Source organism: Proteus vulgaris (genome assembly GCF_016647575.1).
Lineage (GTDB): Bacteria > Pseudomonadota > Gammaproteobacteria > Enterobacterales > Enterobacteriaceae > Proteus > Proteus mirabilis_B.
Genome location: NZ_CP032663.1, coordinates 616,172 through 637,053, shown reverse-complemented (window position 1 = coordinate 637,053; position 20,882 = coordinate 616,172). Strand labels below are relative to the sequence as shown.

The following is a 20,882-nucleotide window of genomic DNA, read 5'->3' as shown; positions in this document are numbered from 1 at the left end:
TAACATACTTTGCTAATGTACAAAGAGGCTCCGACGATAAATCCGCGTTATTCTCTCTTAATAACGACTATTCCACTCATTTTCAGTCAATACTGGCTGCTGTTCACCCGCAAAGTAGCTATAGAAAACAGCAAAAGAGAGTACATTTTTGACATAACCTCGCGTTTCAGCAAAAGGAATACTTTCAACAAACGCTATCGCATCTAATTGACCATTTGCATCAGATAACCAACGATCAACACGTGCAGGTCCCGCATTATACGCAGCGCTTGCTAGAATACGGTTTTGGTTAAAACGCTGATAGACAGAATCAAGATAAGCCGTACCAATCTCAATATTCTTCACAGGATTGGTTAACTGAGCACTACTTACATATCCTGTAATACCTGCTTGTTTTACCGTAAATTCTGCTGTTTTTGGCATTACCTGCATTAAGCCTGTTGCACCTGCTGAAGAGCGAGCTTGAGGGTTCCACGCACTTTCTTGACGAGCAATTGCCATCGCATAATTACGGTCTATCGATTTATCTTTCGTGTATTGCTCAAATTCATTTTTCCAAGCAAGAGGGAAACGTTCTTCTAGATGATCCCACATTTTCCCTGTGATCGTGGCTTGTACCGCTAAATCAGCCCATTTCTGCTCATACGCATAACGCGCTAATTCAGACTGCATTTGCGCTGGCTGTGAAGCAACATAGTTTGCCCACTCTGATCGCGCTAAGTTATCCATCTGCCAATACATTAATTCACGAACGCGCTGTATTTCTGGCTGATTAGGGATACTTGATGAAACACTTGGTGCTTTATCTATCACCATCACATAAGGCTTACCTAATTTAGTCGCTGCAACCATTGGGTAAAAACCACGATTTTGTGTCAGCGCTTCTAAAATAGCTTGTGCTTCACTGTTTTTACCTTGTGATTGCAACACCATTGCGCGCCAATAACGCCACTCTTCCTTATTTTTACTTTCAGGTGAGAGTCTTTCTAACCACAATGCCAATTCAGCTGGTTGGTTTTGGCTTAATGCTAGGCGTACTCGACGCTCACGCAATGTATCTGATGCCGTATCTTGAATAACGCTATCACGCCATTTTACCTGCTCTGGTGTCGCATAAGGCATATATTGCCACGCCACAGTATCACGCATTAACTGGCGTTCACTCGCCGTCATTTTTTGGGCATGTGCGATATTATCAATCTGTGCTCGAGCAGCATCTGCGTCTTTTCTTGCCCAACGAGAAAATGCAGATTGTATGATTGAGCGAGTAAAATCCGTTGGTGAAAGCGCGGTTGCATAACGCCCCACTAAGTTTGGATAGTCTTGTAATTCAACTAAGGCATCGCTAATGGTTTGATAATTCTGAGGAAGGCGACGAGCCAAATAAGCAGCAAGTCCCGTATTACCATTTTTAATCGCTAAATTAATTCGCTCTAACACTAATTCTGGAGTTAATTGATTCGCCTTTTGCCATTCATCAAAAAGAGCATCGCAACTTGATGGCATTGAGGTGCCATTTAGCCATGCTTCTTTAGCGCCTACCCATGCGGTTTGAACATCGCCTGTTGCCCATTTTGCATAATAATAATTACATCTTGCCGCTTTAGGGTTAGGAGGATTTGGGCTAAAAGTCAGTAAATTCTGCCACTCTTGGCGTTTTGCCAATTCATTCACAAATAGAGAAGGAAGTGCTTTCGCTGGCGGTAATGTAGGATATTTAGCAACAAATTCAGTGACCACAGCAGGTGCAATCACATCTAGATTGTCCGTAATTTGACGGTATTCTAAATAGGGATAAAGTGGGTAACTTTGCAATGTTGGGAGTAATTTTTCTACTTCGTCTGTTTTTTTAAGATCCCATGCAGCTTTAATTTCTTGATAACGAACACGTTGTTCACTTAATGAATCCGCTTGTGCCCATGTAGAAAAACACAATGCGCCTATTGCTACTGCTAATGACCATGTTTGCTTCACCACGTAATTTCTCCCACTTCAAATAGAACCACCAAAGACTGAATACATTAGCTAATATGATAATCATTAACAATGTAAGTTCCCCTCTTTAAGAGAAATTTTCATTACTTTCAGAGGAAGTACGAAAGGTAGATAAAAACCTCTCTTTTGACTAAGGTTTTCTTTTATAAATCGGGTATACTGGCGACTTTCATCATTTTCGGGTCTTTGGCAAATACTGACATTGACTTTGCTATTGTTCATTTTGGTGCCATAAACACGCGGCTTAATCACAAAAAATTTGTTTTTAGCGCAAAAAGTGGCACCTCAGATAAAATCTCTTTTATAATCAAAGGGTAATTATAGTGGCTCAATACGTTTATAGTATGTTGCGTGTCGGGAAAATTGTCCCACCTAAGCGACATATCCTTAAAAACATTTCACTCAGCTTCTTCCCGGGCGCGAAAATTGGTGTGCTTGGTCTTAATGGTGCCGGTAAATCGACATTACTACGCATCATGGCAGGTATTGATACTGATATCGAAGGTGAAGCACGTCCACAACCAGGTATTAAAATTGGTTACTTACCACAAGAACCCAAATTAAACCCTGAGCATACCGTACGTGAAGCCGTTGAAGAAGCCGTCAGCGAACTGAAAAACGCATTAAACCGCCTTGATGAAGTTTATGCGGCTTATGCCGATCCTGATGCTGATTTCGATAAATTAGCAAAAGAACAAGGTCAGTTAGAAGCGATTATTCAATCTCATGATGGTCATAACCTTGAAAACCAATTAGAGCGTGCAGCAGAAGCACTGCGTTTACCTGAATGGGACGCTAAGATTGAGAAACTTTCAGGGGGTGAACGCCGTCGTGTTGCTATCTGTCGTCTTCTTTTAGAAAAACCAGATATGCTGTTATTAGATGAACCAACTAACCACTTAGACGCAGAGTCTGTCGCTTGGTTAGAACGCTTCTTACACGATTATGAAGGTACTGTTGTGGCGATCACGCACGACCGTTACTTCCTTGATAACGTAGCTGGTTGGATCTTAGAACTTGACCGTGGTGAAGGTATTCCATGGGAAGGTAACTACTCTTCATGGTTAGAGCAAAAAGACGCGCGTCTTGAGCAAGAAGCTGCAACCGAAGCTGCTCGCCATAAATCTATTCAGAAAGAACTTGAGTGGATCCGCCAAAATCCTAAAGGTCGTCAAGCAAAAGGTAAGGCTCGTCTTGCTCGCTTTGAAGAACTTAATAACGTTGATTATCAAAAACGTAACGAAACCAGTGAACTCTTTATTCCACCTGGACCACGTTTAGGGGATAAAGTGTTAGAAATTAATAATCTAACAAAATCTTATGGTGATCGCGTTCTGATTGATGATTTAAGCTTCTCTATTCCTAAAGGAGCGATTGTTGGTATTATCGGTCCTAACGGTGCGGGTAAATCAACACTCTTTCGTATGATCTCAGGTCAAGAACAACCTGATTCAGGCACCTTAACACTTGGTGATACTGTTAAACTGGCATCGGTTGATCAGTTCCGCGATAGTATGGACGACAGTAAAACGGTTTGGGAAGAAGTTTCAGGTGGCCAAGACATTATGCGTATTGGTAACTTTGAAATTCCAAGCCGTGCCTATGTTGGTCGCTTTAACTTTAAAGGCGTTGACCAAGGTAAACGTGTTGGCGAACTGTCTGGTGGTGAGCGTGGTCGTTTACATCTTGCTAAACTGCTACAAGTTGGCGGCAACATGTTACTGCTCGATGAACCAACCAACGACCTCGACGTTGAAACTTTACGTGCATTAGAAAATGCCCTGTTAGAGTTCCCAGGCTGTGCAATGGTCATTTCCCATGACCGTTGGTTCCTTGACCGTATTGCCACACATATCATCGATTACCAAGATGAAGGTAAAGTGGAATTCTTCGAAGGTAACTTTACCGAATATGAAGAATACAAAAAACGTACATTAGGTAACGATGCTATTCAGCCTCGTCGCATGAAGTACAAACGTATGAGTAAATAATCGAGTTTATTTACGATATTCGATACTAAAAAAGCAGAGATTATTCTCTGCTTTTTTATCGTTATATAGTTATTAACTCTCTTGCCTATAATCAAAACTTAAAGGCGCTGTAAATGAAATATTACCATTTTCTAAACGATAGCTCTCAGGTGCAGGAAATGGTGAAGCGCGTTTAATTGTATTTAAAGCCTCTTTATCAAGAAGGCGATTACCTGATGATGTTTCCACTTTCGCATCTAATAACTCACCTTTTGCATTTAACACAATAGAAACTTGTGTCACGCCCGTTGCTTTAAAGCGCAATGCTGTTCGAGGATAGCGTTTATAGGCATTAATATGGCTATGAACCAAGCTTTCCCATCCCATTTGCCCACTTACAGAAGAGGAAGATAAACTATTAAATTGAGCACTACTGCTTGTATTCGAGCCAGAAACAGGTGCGCTTGTTACATCTGATGGCGCTTCTGAGACAGGAAGATCATCAGGGACTTTTACCGCAACCGGTTTGGGTTTAACCACGGGCTTTACTTTCGGTTTTTCTGGAATACGCTCATAAGTGCCTTGTGCTACTACTGGCATTTTAGGCAAATCTAACACTTCTTTGATAGGTTCAGGTTCTGTCTCTGCTGGCTCAGGAACAGACATCACTTTCTCAGGCCCAACAGGCACTTCTTTTGTTTCTGCCTGTGCTAATTGATAGATACCGAGATCCATTGTCATCGCGGGTGGTAAAACGCCATGGCGTTCATCTTTAGATGTTATCCAGCCAATAGCGACAACAGCTAACGTTGCATGAAATAAAATACTGGCGGTTAATCCACCAATAGAAAATGAACCACGGCGTGAAAAAGTCGCCGACATACTACTCATAATTCTTGCCTCTGATTTTCTTTCTTGTGAATTATAGGCATAATATAAACACAAATGATATTGCTTATTATTAATAATACAATAAAAAATTAGCTTGATAATTATCATAACTTGTTCGCATGAGAAGCAGTAAGAGCTTATTATTTCACTCTTTTTTAGACACCAGAGATTATGGCTAGCGATAAATCATTGGCACAAAAAATTAGTTGTGCCTATCAATCAACCTATGGGCAACTTGTGCGTTTTTTCCACAAACGTACGGGGAATTACCATGACGCAGATGATTTGTCTCAAGATGTGTTTACACTATGGCTAAACAGAAAAGAACAAACACCTGTACAAGAACAGCGTGCTTTTCTGTTTAAAATAGCGAACCATGTTTTGATTGACCATTGGAGAAAAAATCAAAAGCAAAAAGATATCTATCAGAATGATTGTGAACTAGATGACGCCGCTCAAAGCTATACCACGGAGCTTGATCCGGGATATGTCCTTGAGCATCAACAGCGTTTAGATCTACTTAGCGAAGCAATTGAAACATTACCTCCACGCCGTCGAGAAGCATTTGTTCTTTATCGTTTTGATGGACTATCACAAAGCGAAATTGCAGAGCAAATGGAAATCTCAATCAGCATGGTGGAAAAACATATTGCTGCTGCCCTATTACATTGCAAAAGATATGTCGATGCAGGACAGGAGAAATGCACGAATGATGAGTAAGCCGGAGAAAAACATACCGGAAACGAAACCTCACACAGATGAGGATCTAGACTCCCTTTTTTTGGAGACTAATGATGAATTACTCAATGAATCGACTGATGAGCAAGCAGCCCTTTGGTTCACCCGACAACACAGCCAAAGGATGACTCCCAAACAACGCCAAGCATTTAAAATATGGATAGAAAATGATGTAAACCGGCAAGCGTATCAAGATATTGCGGGGATCTGGCGTCAATGCGATGCATTACCACGACCAACGATAGCCACAGTTGAAAAGAAAAAACGCTCTCCTTGGCGTCCAATGATCCACACCTCTGCTACTCTTTGTTTGCTCACCGTTTTATATCTTCCTTATAGTCATTTACCTGCATTACTGATGGATAATATGACGCTTGCAACCAGCGACTTACCAAAAGAAATGACCTTAGCTGATGGATCTAAAGTCTATTTAGACAGAAACACACAGGTAAGAGTGGCTTATGTGCAAGAAGAAAGACGGCTATGGCTAGATAAAGGACAGGCCTATTTCAAAGTTAAATCAAATCCTTATCGCCCTTTTTATGTTCATGCGGATACTCGATTAATTAAAGTTGTCGGCACTGAATTTGAAGTTAGTCGCTATGATAACCACCAAGTTAACGTTGCTGTTCATGAAGGGATTGTTGAAGTAAAAGCAGCACCAAAATCTTCCCCAGCCTATTTGTATGCAGGCTCTCAAGCCACCAGCACATTAGCAAATGACAGTTTTGTTATCTCTTCGGTCAACATTGATTCCGTGGGAAGTTGGCGTTTTGGTCAACTGCATTTCTTTGAGCGCCCATTGAATGAAGTGATAGCCAAGCTCAAACCTTATCTTGATATCAATATTCAAATTTCCTCACCCGAAATTGCCAAAATGAAAGTCTCAGGAATAGCTAACATAAATGACGCCAAAGACTTTATTACCGCAATTCCACTTATATTGCCGGTTAATGTCGTTTTTACTGATAAAAATAATGCGTTAATTATCAACAAGTAAAAAGAAATATGAAAAATATTCTTTTTTACAGGTGAGGATAATTCTCATTTCACCCTCTTCCCTAGTAACAACAATTATTAAGTTAGTGAATGGGATTGGTGAAATGAAAATGAATAACAAAAAAGGGACCCTTAAGAGGTCTCTACTAGCATTGCTAATAAGTACGACTATTGCCGCACCTTGTGCTTATGCATCTACAGTTTCGGTGGCTTTACCAGAACAGTCTTTGGCTGATTCATTAAGTGCCATTGCAAAACAAGGGCAAGTACAAATTTTATTTGATGCAAGTTCGGTCAAAAACCTGCGTGCTCCAGCACTTTCAGGTCAATTTGAAACCCAAACTGCATTACAAAAAGTCTTAATTGGTAGCGGGTTAGAAATTATTCCACAAGGTAGTGGATTTGTTATTCGTCCCCTTGCAACAACTAACGCGATTGTTATTCCTGAAGTTAAAGTCACCGGTGTTGGTAGTACTTATCACCCAGCTACCGATGTCGTTTCCGCACCACAATACATCACCGCAGAAGAGATAAAACAGCGTAATACCGGTGATGGAAACGTAACTGACTTACTGAAAAGTAACCCTGCTGTTCAATTTTCCAATAATGACAGCACATCAATGAATCAGGGTGAAATTAAACCTTCACGTATTTCTATTCATGGTTCTAGCAGTTATCAAAACTCCTATAAACTTGATGGTGTCAGCTTTAATAATGACTTTGACCCAGCAAACTCAGGTAATGGTGAAACCAATACTCGTGTTACCAGTGACGAACAAGGTATGTACCTTGATAGTCGATTAATTGATAGCGTCGCGGTTTACGATAACAACATTCCTGTTGAATTTGGTGGTTTTACTGGCGGGACTGTCGAAGTACAAAGCCGTCGCTGGTCAGGCGAAACGCATGCCAATGCCTATTACCGCACAACGCGCTCAAGCTGGAACAATATTTTTACTGATCCCAAGCTGAATTTTGATACAGCCAATAATGATTTTAGTAACCCTGCTCGTTTCCAGAAAAAATATGATAAACAAAACTTTGGTGGTTGGTTTGAAACGAGTCTAACTGACAATACGGGGCTAATTTTCTCTGCATCACGTCGTGAATCAACCATTCCGATGATGATTAGTGCAGAGGGCGGAATTATCCTTACGCCAGATGGTCAGTTAGAACAAGTTGAACAAACGCCACATTATCGTGACCAGACCCGTACTTCCGATAACTATTTTATTAAATATTCGTGGGATATTTCAGAAAAACAAACCTTTGATTTATCAACAAATATTGCGCGATACAAAAGCTATTTATTCTCAGGTTCAGTCTATAACTCAGGCTATGATAATGAGCATAATGGTTTAAGTTTTACTGCACTCTATAAGCATCAACTTGATCTTGGTTCATTAGAATTAACTGCGGGTTATCAAAACCTTGAAGACAAGCGTTCTAATGATCAAGACTACTTTGTCACCATAAAAGACTATACCGATTGGCAAAACCCACAGCAGATAAGCAGTGGTGGTCAAGGCGATTTGAAGAGCAAACAAGAAACCTACAATGCCAAAAGTATCATGCGATTTAACCCAATTGAATGGGGCTCGGTTAGCCATCAGCCAACAACAGGGTTTGAAGTTAGCCGTACTAAAGGCTCTTATGTTCGAGATAAAACCTATTACAACCATACCTATACTGGCTCCACATGGGATGATCAGTGGATGGGTTCATTACAACAAACAACCCGTTTCTTAGCGGGTACACATGATGCTTCATATACCAACTACGCAATTTATGTTGATGATAATCTCCAATATAAGCGCTTAACTCTGCGTCCAGGTATTCGTTTAGATAGAGATGATTTTGTTCAAAAAAATAATATCTCTCCACGTTTAAGTGGTACCTATGATATTTGGGGTACAGGGAATACCTTAATTATTGGTGGTATAAACCGTTATTATGGCCGTTCAATGCTGACTTATGCACTTTATGGCGCACAGAACGCAGGCTTACAGCATTGCTACTACTCTTGTGATAACGATAATCCAAATGATTGGGAAAACCGTACCGACTTTGAAGGTGTTGATTCACTAAAAACACCTTATAACGATGAGCTGACACTAGGCTTGCAACAAGAAATTGCATCAACCACTTGGCGTTTACAATATGTTCATCGTGAAGGTCGTGATGAAGTTCGTAGTGATACCAAATATCCAAATGACAAAGATAAAATAAGAATTCGCCATTTTAATAATAATGGACGCAGTACTCACGATACCTTAACGCTTTCTGTGAAAAACAGTCAGCCTTGGGAACTAGCACACGCCGATCATGTTTTTAATGCCTCTATTAGCTGGCAAAAAAGTAAAACCAATACGCCTAAAGACTCTGGTTATGCCAACTTCGATCCTAGTGCACAAGGGATGAACTACGACAAAGTATGGTATGACGGAAAAATCATCAATGCCAAAGACTTACCTTCTGGCAATTTTAACTCACCATTAAAAGTCACGGCTGAACTCACCAGTGTTTGGGATGATTTGGATTTGACTTGGTATAACCGTCTTCAATGGAATGGCGCTCGTTCACAAGCAGAGAAAGCCAATAATGGCTCCCCAAGACCAAGTGAATATGGCCCATTATTCGAATACAAAAAACGTAATTACAGCAGTCGTTTTTCTTGGGATACCAAATTGGGTTGGAAACCTGAATTTGCTTATGGCGTAGGTATCTCTGTTGAAGTGAATAACGTCCTTAACACTAAAAATGTGACTGACTACTTCACTTATCAAGATAAAGATTACAAGTCGTATGAACCAGGCCGTCAGTTCTGGTTACAAGTCAGCTACGACTATTAATAAATTGACGAAGTTAATGTGAGCAACCAAGTCGATACACAATAAAAATATGACCAATAAGCAATGAAAACAATAAAACAATTTTTCTATTTAGTTTCACCTTTTTGGGGGCGGCGTGCCGCCCTTTACTGCTGGTTTCTATTGATTGTCTCTTTGACCTTAACCCTGTCATCCGTCTGGTTTAACGTCAAAATGAATGAATGGAATGGCGGTTTTTATAACGCATTACAACAACTTGATGGGCAAGCGCTCTACAAGCTTCTTCAACAATTTGTCATTATCATCGCGGGATTAATTACTGTTGTGGTAATGGGCGATTTCTTACGTCAAAAAATGGTTATTCGCTGGCGAGAAGGCATGACTGAACAAGTGCTTGATCGCTGGTTATCAAAAAACAGTAAGCACTACATGTTAAGACTCACTTCTCAAGAGCCTGATAACCCGGATCAGCGTATTGCAGAAGATATTCGTTTACTGATTGAATCCACAATGCGTTTAACCGTGACATTTTTGCACTCGTTACTCACACTTATCTCTTTTGCTACCATTCTTTGGTCACTGTCTGGCGCTATCTCTTTCACATTAGGAGGTAGCGAGTGGACAATTCCCGGCTATATGTTCTGGGCTTGTATTATCTATACCATTATCGGGATCACCATTACGCAATTAATTGGTTCACCATTGCGTAAAATTAATATGGATAAACAGCGCAAAGAAGCTGATTACCGTACTGCGCTCATCACCCGAAAACAACATGGCGATGCGATTGCAGGTCAACGTGGTGAAATCAGTGATCGCAACGAATTAATGAGCCGTTTTCTAGGGGTTATTCATAACTGGAATAACCTTATTCGCTACGAAAGAAATCTCGCATTCTTTACGGTGGGCTATCAACAAGCTACTGCAATGGCACCAATTATTTTTGCCTTACCTAAATTCCTTGCTGGTGAATTAATGCTAGGGGGATTAATGCAGTTGAGACAAGCATTCTCTAGTGTTGCAGGTGCATTGAGTTGGTTTATTTTCTCGTATAAAGAGATTGCCGCATGGCAAGCAACAGTGACACGTCTTTATAATTTTGTGGTGCTGTTAGAACACGATCATGAACCGGAAGTCGCTGATTTAAATGATAAACAGACTAAATTAAAAGCCAATCTTTCCCTATTTATGCAAGATGATAGCTTGTTAATCCAAGACATTAACTTCTCGGTAAAAGCGGGTGAGTTAACTGTTATTGAAGGTTGCTCTGGTTTAGGCAAATCAACACTGCTTAGAGCATTAAGTGGGCATTGGCCTTATTTCAAAGGGGATATTCAACGCTCGCCAAATATATGTTGGGTCCCACAACGTATGTATCTGCCTTTTGCACGTTTAGACAGTTTGCTCGCTTATCCTTGTCAGCCTAATCAGTTCTCCGCCAAAGAGTACGAAGAAGTGCTTCATTTAGTGGGCTTAGACAAAATAAAAAATCAACTTTCACTAGAAACTGATTGGACAACACGCCTATCCGGTGGTGAGCAACAACGCCTTATTTTTGCCCGTTTATTACTCAATAAACCTGAGCTTATTTTATTAGATGAAACCACTTCTGCACTTGATGAACAAAATGCATTAAACATGTTGCAGTTACTAAAACAACATCTGCCAACCGCAGGTATTGCCTTAGTCAGCCACCAGCGCTTTACACATGTGATTGCAGATAATGTGATTTCACTTAAAGCCCCTACCGTGTCCTCCTCTCAACCTGCTGGAGTTACCGAATATGTATCGTAAATTACTGATTGTTTCAGTCAGTCTTTCACTTTTAGGGTGTGCAGCAAGCACCCCTAATCAAAATGACAAGAATACTCTATTACTGCGCCCTGATGTTCGCCATTTTACGCTAGATAATGGTTTAGACGTCTACTTACTACAACGCCCACAAACCGGTGTTGAAATGCGCCTCCTAGTAAAAAGTGGCTCGGTTCAAGAAGATGAAAAACAGCTCGGTTTTTCACACTTTACTGAACATATGGCATTTAAAGGTACAACCCATTTTCCGGGTACAACGGGCTTTAAACAGCTTGAAAGCCTAGGCATGAAATTAGGTAGTCACGTTAATGCCGCGACAAGTTTAAATGCGACAACGTATAAACTGTCATTACCGAATGCAAATCCGATCCAAATTAAAACAGGGTTAAAAATCTTATCAGACTGGGCTTTTGAAATGACATTTGACCCGATTGAGTTTGATAAAGAGCGTCCAGTTATTGTTGAAGAATGGCGATTACGTCAAGGCATTGGTTTTCGTATTAATCGCCAGTTAGAAGAATTGCGTTATTACGGTAGCCGTTATCTGGATCGTGATCCTATTGGCGATTTAGAAATTGTTAAACATGGCGATGTGAAAGATGCAAAGCGTTATTACGATACTTGGTATCAACCAGAAAGAATGGCATTAGTACTGGTCGGTAACTTTAATCAGGGCGATGCTATTGCTGATATAAAGCAATTGTTTAATGCTAAAAATAGCGAGAATAAAGGGATTGATGATCCATCTTGGCACAACTTTATCGATCATAAAGATCTACTGGTCAAAACGATTTTCGACAAAGAGCAAGGTTCGCGTATTTTACAGTTCACCTTGCAACGTACTTTGCCAGCCCCTTTAAATAGTCGCCAAGGCCAATATGAAGATTTAATGGATTCATTATGGCTATCTATTTTAAATCAACGTTTCTCCACTATCGTTGATAATGGATTAATGGCTTCTATTAGCGCCAATGCTCAAGGTGCAATGTTAGACTCTCGTCGTTCACAACAATTGATGATTGCGCACCCTAAAGGTAATGATTACCAAGGTGCATTAGATATCTTATTTACAGAAGTTCAACGCCTCGCTTCCGTTCCAGTAACTCAAGAAGAGTTAGATAATGCTCGCAACGCGATGCTAAAACGTCTAAGCCAACAAGCAGCTGGTGAAGAGCGTTACGAGCACGATTATTTAGCCAATCAAATCACAACAGCTATTGAATTGGATATGCCAATTCAAACGAAAAAACAGGCGCTAAATTTAAGCTATCAATTAATCAATAAAGTGACTCCTGAAACATTGTCAGCTTATTTTGCTCAATATCTAAAACAATCATCACCACGAGTTGCTGTGATTGGCCCTGATAATGATGCTAATGTGTTTAATGCAACTAAAGCTGCACAACGTTGGCAAGAAATTAGACAATCAAATCCGGGCGCATTTACCCTAAAAACGCAAGCCGTTGTACTCGATATTAAACCTGAGCTCACAGGTTCAGTCGTTTCAACGCAATCACTTCCGATTGAAAAAACGCAAGAATGGACACTGAGCAATAATGTAAAAGTGATTGTGAAAAATGACAGTTATCTCAAAGATAATATTCAAGTTTCACTGCGTATTCCAGGCGGCTCTTCACTTGAAACAAATCAAAGCTTAGGTATGGTTCAATGGGCATTAAAATTACCAGAAGTAAGCGGATATGGTAATTATAATGCGCGTGAATTAGCGTTATTTACCAAGCAACACCAGATCAGCTTACGCCCTTATAGCGAACTGTTATTTCATGGTTTTCGTGGTGAAGCGCCAATTGATGAATTAGAAACCTTGCTAACACTGATGCATCTAAAAATTACGTCGCCACAGTTTAACGGTGAGAAATTAGAGCAACAAAAGCAAGCCATGGCATTAGGTATTTCAAAAACACCTGTTGAACGTACTTTCTTGGATAATATCAATAAAGAAAGCTATCAAAATGGCGATCGCTTAGTGGTTTCTCCGCAAGGTACTTGGAAACAGTTTACTGCTCAACAATTACAGCAAACAAACCAAATGATCTTAGGTCAACCTGCTGATATGACATTAGTTATCAGTGGTCCTGTCAATCTAAATCAAGTTAAACCTCTGGTTGAACGCTGGATTGCGAGTCTGCCAACACGTTCAGAGCAACGCTTATTTTGGGCAGATCCCGCCATTAATCCTAAACTCACTTCATTTAGCAAAACATATCCTATTGCAAGTAGTGATAAGAGCATGATTAGCATTCAATATGCAGCACCTGCTCAATGGTCACAGCAACAAGTATTAGCGCTAAATTTACTGGATACAGTGATCAGCCAACGTTTAAGACTCAACCTACGTGAAAGAGCAGGCGGTATTTATTCACTTGGTTTCTCTGAAATGTTAACGAAAGTGCCTACAAGCTACTATACCGGTCGTTTAAACTTTACAGCATCACCTGAACGTGCAGATGAATTAATCACTCTCGCTCGCAAAGTCGTGAATGAAGTTAAGCAATCAGGCATTACAGATAAAGAGTTACAAGAGGCTAAAAATATCTGGTTAACTGAAAATTCACAGGTAAATGACAGTGCAAGTTATTGGACAGAGGCTCTTGCTCAAGTTGCAACGGATGACCAACAGTATCAGCGTTTACTCACTGATCCTGCCATTATAAAAACATTAAGTGTTAACGATATAAACCAAGTAGCTCGCCAATGGTTAGGTGAAAATGAAAAGGTCTTTAAGTTAACGCCAGCAACTCAAAAATAAGCCATAAAGTTGCTTAAAATAAAACGCCCAGATCGAGTCTGCATATAGCGTGAGATCTGGGCGTTTATTCATCTATTTTAATCAAGTTACAGCAATAACATTCAAATTTATTGATTATTAAATTTATTAATCTTTTTTCACTGCAAAACGGCCACTACCTAAAAACATCACCGCAATCGCAGCAAATAGGTAAAAACCAGCGCTTTCTGGTGCCCATCCCCCTGTTTTAGGGTTTAACGCAAATAAATCACCAGAGTGAACCATTAAGACAGCAACAAACATTGTACCTGCTAAAACAAGTGCTGATGCACGAGTAAATAGACCTATAATCAGTAAGATAGGTGCAACCACTTCCCCAATCACCGTACCATAGGCAATAAAGGCAGGTAGATTAAAATTAGCCAACATGCCCTGAATACCAGCTAATCCGCCCGGTTCCATTTTATGAAGCCCATGTAATAACATTAAAACGCCAAGAGAAACACGTAATACAAGTTTACCCAAGTCAGAACAGTCAACAAGTTGATTAAATTTATTAATCATAACGTCTCCAAATTCAAAATAGTGATGTGTGTTTTTAATACGTATTAATAGGTACACTATATTATATGATGAAATATTATGAATGAGTGTGATTTTTATTATCACTATTTGTTCTCATTAACTAATCACTTAGATTATTATTGCTTTATAACGTACTATTCACCTTTTCCATGATTAAGATCACAACTTTTTAACATAATAAACTCTTAATCACTCACTTCTCGTTATGCTATAGATATCTCATCTGACCAGTCTAAAAAGGGTATCTGATGGCACATTATTCTCATCTATTTTCGCCGCTTGATTTGGGGTTCACTGTACTTAAAAACCGTATTCTTATGGGCTCTATGCATACTGGACTCGAAGAAAATATAAATGATGCTCCAAAACTTGCACAGTTTTATGCCCAACGTGCAGCAGCAGGTGTTGCACTAATAGTGACTGGAGGGATCTCTCCCAATAAACAAGGTGTGTTATTGCCACATGCTGCGACATTGATGTCCGAAAGCCAACTGGCGACTCATCAGCTTGTTACTAATGCAGTTCATCAGCAAGGAGGTAAAATTGCTTTACAAATCTTGCATACTGGTCGTTATAGTTACCAGCCGAACTTAGTTGCCCCTTCTGCTATTCAATCTCCAATAACCCCTTTTATGCCAACAGAAATGAGTCATGAACAAATCGAACAAACTATCGATGACTACATTCACTGTGCTCAATTAGCCCAAAAAGCGGGCTATGATGGCGTTGAGATAATGGGCTCTGAAGGCTATTTAATTAATCAGTTTTTAGTCAGACATACTAATCAGCGAGACGATCAATGGGGTGGAAATATTGAAAATCGTTGTCGTTTCGCTTTACGTATTCTTGAAGGTATAAAAAAAGCAGTCGGTGAGCAGTTTATTATTATTTACCGTCTTTCTATGTTGGATTTAATTAAAGATGGCTCAGATGCATCAGAGGTACTTTATCTTACCAAAGCCGTAGAGAAGGCAGGTGCTACAATGATCAATACAGGGATCGGTTGGCACGAAGCGCGAATTCCAACTATTGCCACAATGGTACCAAGAGGTCAATTTGCGAATGTAACACGCGAATTAATGGGAAAAGTGAATATCCCTCTTATTACATCAAACCGTATTAATACACCACAAACCGCAGAAGCTATTTTAGCGGAAGGCTGTGCTGATATGGTTTCAATGGCTCGCCCTTTTCTTGCTGATCCTGAGTTCGTGCTTAAAGCACAACAAGGACGTGAAGATGAAATCAATACTTGCATTGCTTGTAATCAGGCGTGTCTTGATGAAATTTTTTCAGGTCAAACAGCCTCTTGTTTAGTTAATCCTTTTGCTTGCCGAGAAACCGAACTTCTGGTTATTCCAACCAAACAGCCTAAAAAGTTAGCGGTTGTTGGTGCTGGTCCTGCGGGATTATCTTTTGCAGTAACCGCGGCGAAACGTGGTCATCATGTCACACTGTTTGAGAAAGAAGATATTATTGGTGGGCAACTGAACATTGCTAGCCAAATCCCGGGAAAAGAAGAGTTTCAAGAAACCCTACGTTACTTTAAACGGCAACTACAACTCACGGGTGTCATTGTTAAAAATAATACTGAAGCCACTCCTCATCATCTTAAAAACTTTGACGAGGTTATTTTAGCCAGTGGTGTTACTCCTCACAGCCCAGACATTGAAGGGCAAGATAATGAGATAGTTAAAACTTACCTTGATGTTTTAAAACACCATCAACCTGTGGGTAAAAATGTGGTGATTGTTGGTAGCGGAGGTATTGGCTTTGATACTGGTCTTTATCTTACGCAAAAAGGGCAATGCAGTAGCTTAAGTCCTTGTGCTTTTAACAAAGAATGGGGCATTGATCCGACGCTTTCATCTCGTGGTGGCATCAAGCCCGCAGATCACTTTAAAGACGATACTAAACACATTGTGATGACACAGCGTAAAGCCGGAAAGATAGGTTTAAGTTTAGGCAAAACAACAGGTTGGATACACAGGCTAACATTAGAGAAAAAAGGCGTTAAATTCTTAACACACTGTCATTATCAAAAAATTACGCCAGAAGGTCTTGTGGTTGAACAAGATGGCAAACAACAACTTCTTATGGCTGATAATATTATATTGTGTACAGGACAACGCGCTTATCACCCTTTATTTTCACCTTTAGAAAAAGAAAACAAAACAGTTCATCTTATTGGCGGAGCGAAAGATGCCAGTGCATTAGATGCAAAACGCGCTATTAGACAAGGAACTGAGCTAGCACTCGCCATTTAAATCGTGAACATGACGATAAAATAGCAAAAAGAAACCCCACATAAATGTGGGGTTCTATTTTTTATTATTGATTATTATTTTTACAGCATCTTCCTGTCTTACTACTTACCCTTTTTACCCATTATTTTTTTCAGTTAATGGATTATCTGAAATACGATTATCTTCAGCAATACAGACTGTTGCAGTAAAGAGAACGTCTGTTGATGAGTTAAGTGCCGTTTCTGCTGAATCTTGTAATACACCAATCATCACACCTACTGCAACCACTTGCATAGCGATATCATTGCTAATACCGAACATGCTACAAGCCAGTGGAATTAACAGTAAAGAACCCCCAGCAACACCCGATGCACCACATGCACAAATTGCAGCAACAAGGCTTAATAACAATGCAGTTGGTACATCAACAGGCATACCCAGTGTATTTACTGCGGCTAATGTCAAAATAGTGATAGTAATCGCCGCACCACCCATATTGATGGTTGCACCTAATGGAATTGAAACAGAATAAGTATCTTCGTTTAAATTCATACGACGACACATTGCCATATTCACAGGAATGTTTGCTGCTGAGCTACGTGTAAAGAAGGCTGTTACACCACTTTCACGCAGACATGCCCACACTAATGGATATGGATTACTGCGAATTTTCCAAAATACAATCAATGGGTTCACGACTAAAGCAACAAACAGCATACAGCCAAGTAGTACCACAAGAACTTGTAAGTAACCTGCGAGAACTTCAAAGCCTGTTGTTGCGATAGTTGATGACACTAGACCAAAAATACCGATAGGTGCTAAACGAATAACAACACGTACTACGTTTGTTACTGCATCAGCTAAATCTTGCGTTAAGGCTTTAGTAGTATCTTTTGCGTGGCGTAATGCTAAGCCCAGCCCGATAGACCACGCTAGAATACCCATATAGTTACCATTGATAAGTGCATCAACAGGGTTTGCGACCACATTAATTAATACGCCTTTAAGCACTTCAGCAATATTTTCAGGTGGTGACAGTTGTGATTCATTAACAACCAGCGTTAAAACGGATGGGAACATAAAGCTTGCAACAACTGCGGTTAACGCAGCAAAGAACGTTGCTAACAGATATAAAATTAATACTGGGCGAATATTCGATTTTTGCCCTTGACGGTGATTAGCAATCGAAGCCATAACCAGTACCCATACTAAGATAGGTGCTACAGCTTTCAGTGCACTAATAAACAGGGTACCTAGTAAGCTCATCATCTTGGCAGCTTCTGGCGCTAACCAAGCAAGTAAGATCCCTGCGACTAAACCAACGAGTATTTGTTTGACGAGGCTTCCCTTAAAGAACAAGCTGAAGACTCTGGATTGTTGTTTATCCATAGCTATTCCATTACTTAAAATAATATTTAAAAAAGGCATTATTGAGTGTTTGCAATGCCAGTATAAGGAATTGAATCGCGCTGAAAAGCTGATTATGCAAAATATACAGCATTAACCGTTTTTGTTAACAATAAAATAACATAACTGTGATCATAATAGGATTTTGTTCTTTTTAGTATACCGACACGAAATGAAAGAAATTATTATTATCAGTAAGTTATACTTAGTTATCTTACTTACTTTTTATTTTATTTCTCTTCTTTTGGTTTTTTTTAATCAACTGATAGCCTTTTTTATTAACATTATCACTAACAATTATCCGTTCTGATCACCCCTATTTTGCATAAATAATAAACAGAAAAAAGATGAACAATATAAACAAGATAACGTTTTATTTTCTCTCAATGAATATTAAAAATTTATCTTTTATGATCTAAATAAAATACGAAACACTGCTTTTTATTATCCATCGTCTTAAGGTTTTCTTTTAAAAAATTCCCTACTCTGAACTCAAAAAGAGATTAGATGTCTATTTTTGAAGACTCAATACCTATGTGTAACTTGTGTAGTCATCGAGTTGAAAAATTTTCTGTCTAGTTTTTCCTGATTTTGTTAGAGTGTTGCTGTTTTAAACAATGAAAAATAGACCCTATGAAGTAGAAAACGGGTAAATAGATTACAACACCTATTGATTTTATATTTACCCCCAAATGACTCAGTTTTAGGAAGCCTTTTATATGGAAATCGTAAGAGAGCTATTCTTGGCGCTATGGCATCAAGATTACGAAACCTTAGCTAATCCTTCATTAATATGGATTATCTACATTTTATTATTCACCATACTATTCCTAGAAAACGGAGTATTGCCCGCAGCTTTCTTACCAGGAGACAGCTTATTAATTTTAGTGGGCGTGTTAATTGCTAAAGATACAATGGATTTTCCATTGACCTTACTTATTTTGACCGCAGGAGCGAGCCTAGGTTGTTGGTTGGGCTATCTTCAAGGGCGATGGCTTGGTAATACGAAATTAGTACGCAGTTGGCTATCGCATCTACCAGAACATTATCACCAACGTGCACATGGGCTTTTTCATCGTCATGGCTTAGCTGCATTACTTATTGGTCGCTTTTTAGCGTTCGTTAGAACATTGTTACCAACAATTGCCGGCCTTGCTGGGTTAAATAATACTCGCTTTCAAATTTTCAATTGGTTAAGTGGACTTTTATGGGTCGGTATACTGACCACATTGGGTTATATATTAGGTAACAGCCCACTATTTCGTCAGTACGAACACCATTTAATGAATATCCTTATGCTATTACCTGTTTGCCTATTAGTGATGGGATTAATTGGTAGCATCTGGGTTGTTATTAAAAAGAAAAAAGCGAAAGTGTAAGTTCTTCAAATAATATAAAGATATTCCGACTACCATAAAAAGCAGTAAGAAAAAATGACAAAGGCCTGTTTCATTTAATTGAACGGGCCTTTATTTTATTTCGCTATACACTCGCCTTAACACCCTCTCACTCTTTTAACTGCGGATATCTATTAAGATTTATCTCTTTTTTTTACCAATAAGTCGTTATTTAATTTCATTAAGCGGTAAAATTAGTCTATTGTTATAAGTATCACATCTATCTCTATTAAAGGAGTTAATTATGTCTCATCAACGTTCAAATGAAGATCTGCGTAGTGAATTGAAATCTCTTGCTGATACTCTAGAAGAAGTGCTGAACTCCTCTGCAGATAAATCCAAAGAAGAAATCCAAAGCTTGCGTGCAAAAGCAGAATCGGCAATCAAAGGCTCTCGTGCAAAACTTAGCGATGCTGGTCGAGAAATTGTCGATAACACCAAAGAAATTGCCGGAAAAGCGGATAACTATGTTCGTGAAAACCCATGGACAGGTGTCGGTATTGGTGCAGCAGTTGGTGTTGTTCTTGGTGTTCTACTAGCAAAACGCTAATTTATAATGAGTGATACTCAAAGACCACAGGGCCCCGCATCTGGGGTTCTGAATTCTCTCAGTAAAATTGGCGCTATTATGATAGGCATGGTTGAAACTCGCCTACGGCTAATCGCCATTGAACTGGAAGAAGAAAAAACGACCCTGATCCAGCTTATTTTAATGGCTGGTGTCACACTGTTACTCACCGCCTTTGGCCTAATGAGCCTGCTTATACTGATTTTTTGGGTTATTCCACCTGAATATCGAGTCTATACTTTAGCCATCACAACCGCTACTTTACTTTTCTGTGCACTGATTGGTGCCATCATGACATTAAGAAAAGCACGAAATTCCACCTTGTTGGGCGATACTCGCCAGCAATTGGAATTAGATAAACGTCTTTTGGAGCAATATCATGATGAACAGACAAAATAAGCAAGCGATCCTCGCAAGACGTAAAAAGCTGTTGTTGAATAAAATTCAGCAACAGCGCTCTGATTTAGGGCAAAGCACACAAACTTGGCTTGATGTGACAGAGCCTTATGATAAAGCGTGGCGAATTTTAATCTCTTTAAAACCTGCATTTTTAGTCGGTGCGAGTTTTATTTCTCTTTACAGTATTAAACACCCTAAAAAAATCATACGGTTGGGACAACGTGCCATCGGTGCAATTGGCCTCATTCGAGCAATACAGAAGTCCTTCAAAAAAACCTCAGATTGAACATCAATT

15 protein-coding genes are annotated in these 20,882 nt (G+C 39.5%); 11 read left to right on the top strand and 4 right to left on the bottom strand.

The genetic code is table 11. The features are described 5' to 3' along the window. Positions 1-57: 57 nt before the first annotated feature. Complete coding sequence (sltY, locus tag D7029_RS03040) at positions 58-1,977, bottom strand: murein transglycosylase (RefSeq protein WP_088493771.1); 1,920 nt, start codon at positions 1,975-1,977, stop codon at positions 58-60. A 341-nt stretch (positions 1,978-2,318) separates the two neighbouring features. On the opposite strand from sltY, the gene ettA reads away from it, so the two are divergent. Further along, positions 2,319-3,986, top strand: a complete 1,668-nt coding sequence (ettA, locus tag D7029_RS03035) for an energy-dependent translational throttle protein EttA (protein WP_036911774.1) — start codon at positions 2,319-2,321, stop codon at positions 3,984-3,986. Positions 3,987-4,058: 72 nt separating this feature from the next. Here the strand turns inward: ettA and D7029_RS03030 are convergent, their stop codons facing one another. Further along, positions 4,059-4,856, bottom strand: a complete 798-nt coding sequence (locus D7029_RS03030) for an energy transducer TonB (RefSeq protein ID WP_194951807.1) — start codon at positions 4,854-4,856, stop codon at positions 4,059-4,061. A 171-nt stretch (positions 4,857-5,027) separates the two neighbouring features. Between D7029_RS03030 and D7029_RS03025 the strand changes: the two genes are divergently transcribed. The 5 genes from D7029_RS03025 (at position 5,028) to D7029_RS03005 (ending at position 14,006) form a co-directional block, all read left to right on the top strand. After that, on the top strand, positions 5,028-5,576 hold the full coding sequence (locus tag D7029_RS03025) for an RNA polymerase sigma factor (RefSeq protein ID WP_194951806.1): 549 nt from the start codon (positions 5,028-5,030) through the stop codon (positions 5,574-5,576). Continuing rightward, positions 5,566-6,594, top strand: a complete 1,029-nt coding sequence (locus D7029_RS03020) for a FecR family protein (protein ID WP_228766728.1) — start codon at positions 5,566-5,568, stop codon at positions 6,592-6,594. The genes D7029_RS03025 and D7029_RS03020 overlap by 11 nt, the downstream gene beginning before the upstream one ends. Positions 6,595-6,697: 103 nt before the next feature. Next, positions 6,698-9,445: a TonB-dependent receptor gene (locus tag D7029_RS03015; RefSeq protein WP_194951805.1), complete on the top strand. Its 2,748-nt coding sequence runs from the start codon at positions 6,698-6,700 to the stop codon at positions 9,443-9,445. A 63-nt stretch (positions 9,446-9,508) separates the two neighbouring features. After that, positions 9,509-11,218 carry an ABC transporter ATP-binding protein/permease gene (locus D7029_RS03010; protein WP_194951804.1) on the top strand — a complete coding sequence of 570 codons (1,710 nt, stop codon included), beginning with the start codon at positions 9,509-9,511 and terminating at the stop codon, positions 11,216-11,218. After that, entirely contained in the window at positions 11,208-14,006 is a 2,799-nt protein-coding gene (locus D7029_RS03005; protein WP_194951803.1) for a M16 family metallopeptidase, read from the top strand. Before D7029_RS03010 ends, D7029_RS03005 begins: the two co-directional genes overlap by 11 nt. Positions 14,007-14,132: 126 nt before the next feature. Here the strand turns inward: D7029_RS03005 and D7029_RS03000 are convergent, their stop codons facing one another. Further along, positions 14,133-14,549, bottom strand: a complete 417-nt coding sequence (locus tag D7029_RS03000) for a DoxX family protein (RefSeq protein WP_075671373.1) — start codon at positions 14,547-14,549, stop codon at positions 14,133-14,135. Between the two features lie 269 nt (positions 14,550-14,818). On the opposite strand from D7029_RS03000, the gene D7029_RS02995 reads away from it, so the two are divergent. After that, positions 14,819-16,837, top strand: a complete 2,019-nt coding sequence (locus D7029_RS02995) for an FAD-dependent oxidoreductase (RefSeq protein ID WP_194951802.1) — start codon at positions 14,819-14,821, stop codon at positions 16,835-16,837. Positions 16,838-16,951: 114 nt separating this feature from the next. Here D7029_RS02995 and sstT read toward each other — a convergent pair whose 3' ends face one another. After that, positions 16,952-18,205 carry a serine/threonine transporter SstT gene (gene sstT, locus D7029_RS02990; protein WP_194951801.1) on the bottom strand — a complete coding sequence of 418 codons (1,254 nt, stop codon included), beginning with the start codon at positions 18,203-18,205 and terminating at the stop codon, positions 16,952-16,954. A 737-nt stretch (positions 18,206-18,942) separates the two neighbouring features. Here sstT and D7029_RS02985 point away from each other — a divergent pair. The 4 genes from D7029_RS02985 to D7029_RS02970 all read left to right on the top strand — a co-directional run bounded on the left by D7029_RS02985 (position 18,943) and on the right by D7029_RS02970 (position 20,873). Beyond that, positions 18,943-19,602, top strand: coding sequence for a DedA family protein (locus D7029_RS02985; RefSeq protein ID WP_088493778.1), 660 nt, complete (start codon positions 18,943-18,945; stop codon positions 19,600-19,602). A gap of 262 nt (positions 19,603-19,864) precedes the next feature. Next, positions 19,865-20,170, top strand: coding sequence for a DUF883 family protein (locus D7029_RS02980; RefSeq protein WP_098941181.1), 306 nt, complete (start codon positions 19,865-19,867; stop codon positions 20,168-20,170). A gap of 6 nt (positions 20,171-20,176) precedes the next feature. After that, the gene (locus D7029_RS02975; RefSeq protein WP_194951800.1) at positions 20,177-20,587 is read left to right on the top strand and encodes a phage holin family protein; all 411 of its coding nucleotides are present in this window, start codon (positions 20,177-20,179) and stop codon (positions 20,585-20,587) included. Continuing rightward, the gene (locus D7029_RS02970) at positions 20,568-20,873 is read left to right on the top strand and encodes a YqjK-like family protein (RefSeq protein WP_228766727.1); all 306 of its coding nucleotides are present in this window, start codon (positions 20,568-20,570) and stop codon (positions 20,871-20,873) included. The genes D7029_RS02975 and D7029_RS02970 overlap by 20 nt, the downstream gene beginning before the upstream one ends. The last annotated feature ends 9 nt before the right edge of the window (positions 20,874-20,882 follow it).

Excerpts from the sequence above, each read along its gene's own strand:
- D7029_RS03030 (WP_194951807.1), bottom strand. The coding sequence starts at position 4,856 with ATGAGTAGTATGTCGGCGACTTTTTCACGCCGTGGTTCATTTTCTATT.
- D7029_RS03025 (WP_194951806.1), top strand. The coding sequence starts at position 5,028 with ATGGCTAGCGATAAATCATTGGCACAAAAAATTAGTTGTGCCTATCAA.
- D7029_RS03020 (WP_228766728.1), top strand. The coding sequence starts at position 5,566 with ATGATGAGTAAGCCGGAGAAAAACATACCGGAAACGAAACCTCACACA.
- D7029_RS03015 (WP_194951805.1), top strand. The coding sequence starts at position 6,698 with ATGAAAATGAATAACAAAAAAGGGACCCTTAAGAGGTCTCTACTAGCA.
- D7029_RS03010 (WP_194951804.1), top strand. The coding sequence starts at position 9,509 with ATGAAAACAATAAAACAATTTTTCTATTTAGTTTCACCTTTTTGGGGG.
- D7029_RS03005 (WP_194951803.1), top strand. The coding sequence starts at position 11,208 with ATGTATCGTAAATTACTGATTGTTTCAGTCAGTCTTTCACTTTTAGGG.
- D7029_RS03000 (WP_075671373.1), bottom strand. The coding sequence starts at position 14,549 with ATGATTAATAAATTTAATCAACTTGTTGACTGTTCTGACTTGGGTAAA.
- D7029_RS02995 (WP_194951802.1), top strand. The coding sequence starts at position 14,819 with ATGGCACATTATTCTCATCTATTTTCGCCGCTTGATTTGGGGTTCACT.
- sstT (WP_194951801.1), bottom strand. The coding sequence starts at position 18,205 with ATGGATAAACAACAATCCAGAGTCTTCAGCTTGTTCTTTAAGGGAAGC.
- D7029_RS02985 (WP_088493778.1), top strand. The coding sequence starts at position 18,943 with ATGGAAATCGTAAGAGAGCTATTCTTGGCGCTATGGCATCAAGATTAC.
- D7029_RS02980 (WP_098941181.1), top strand. The coding sequence starts at position 19,865 with ATGTCTCATCAACGTTCAAATGAAGATCTGCGTAGTGAATTGAAATCT.
- D7029_RS02975 (WP_194951800.1), top strand. The coding sequence starts at position 20,177 with ATGAGTGATACTCAAAGACCACAGGGCCCCGCATCTGGGGTTCTGAAT.
- D7029_RS02970 (WP_228766727.1), top strand. The coding sequence starts at position 20,568 with ATGATGAACAGACAAAATAAGCAAGCGATCCTCGCAAGACGTAAAAAG.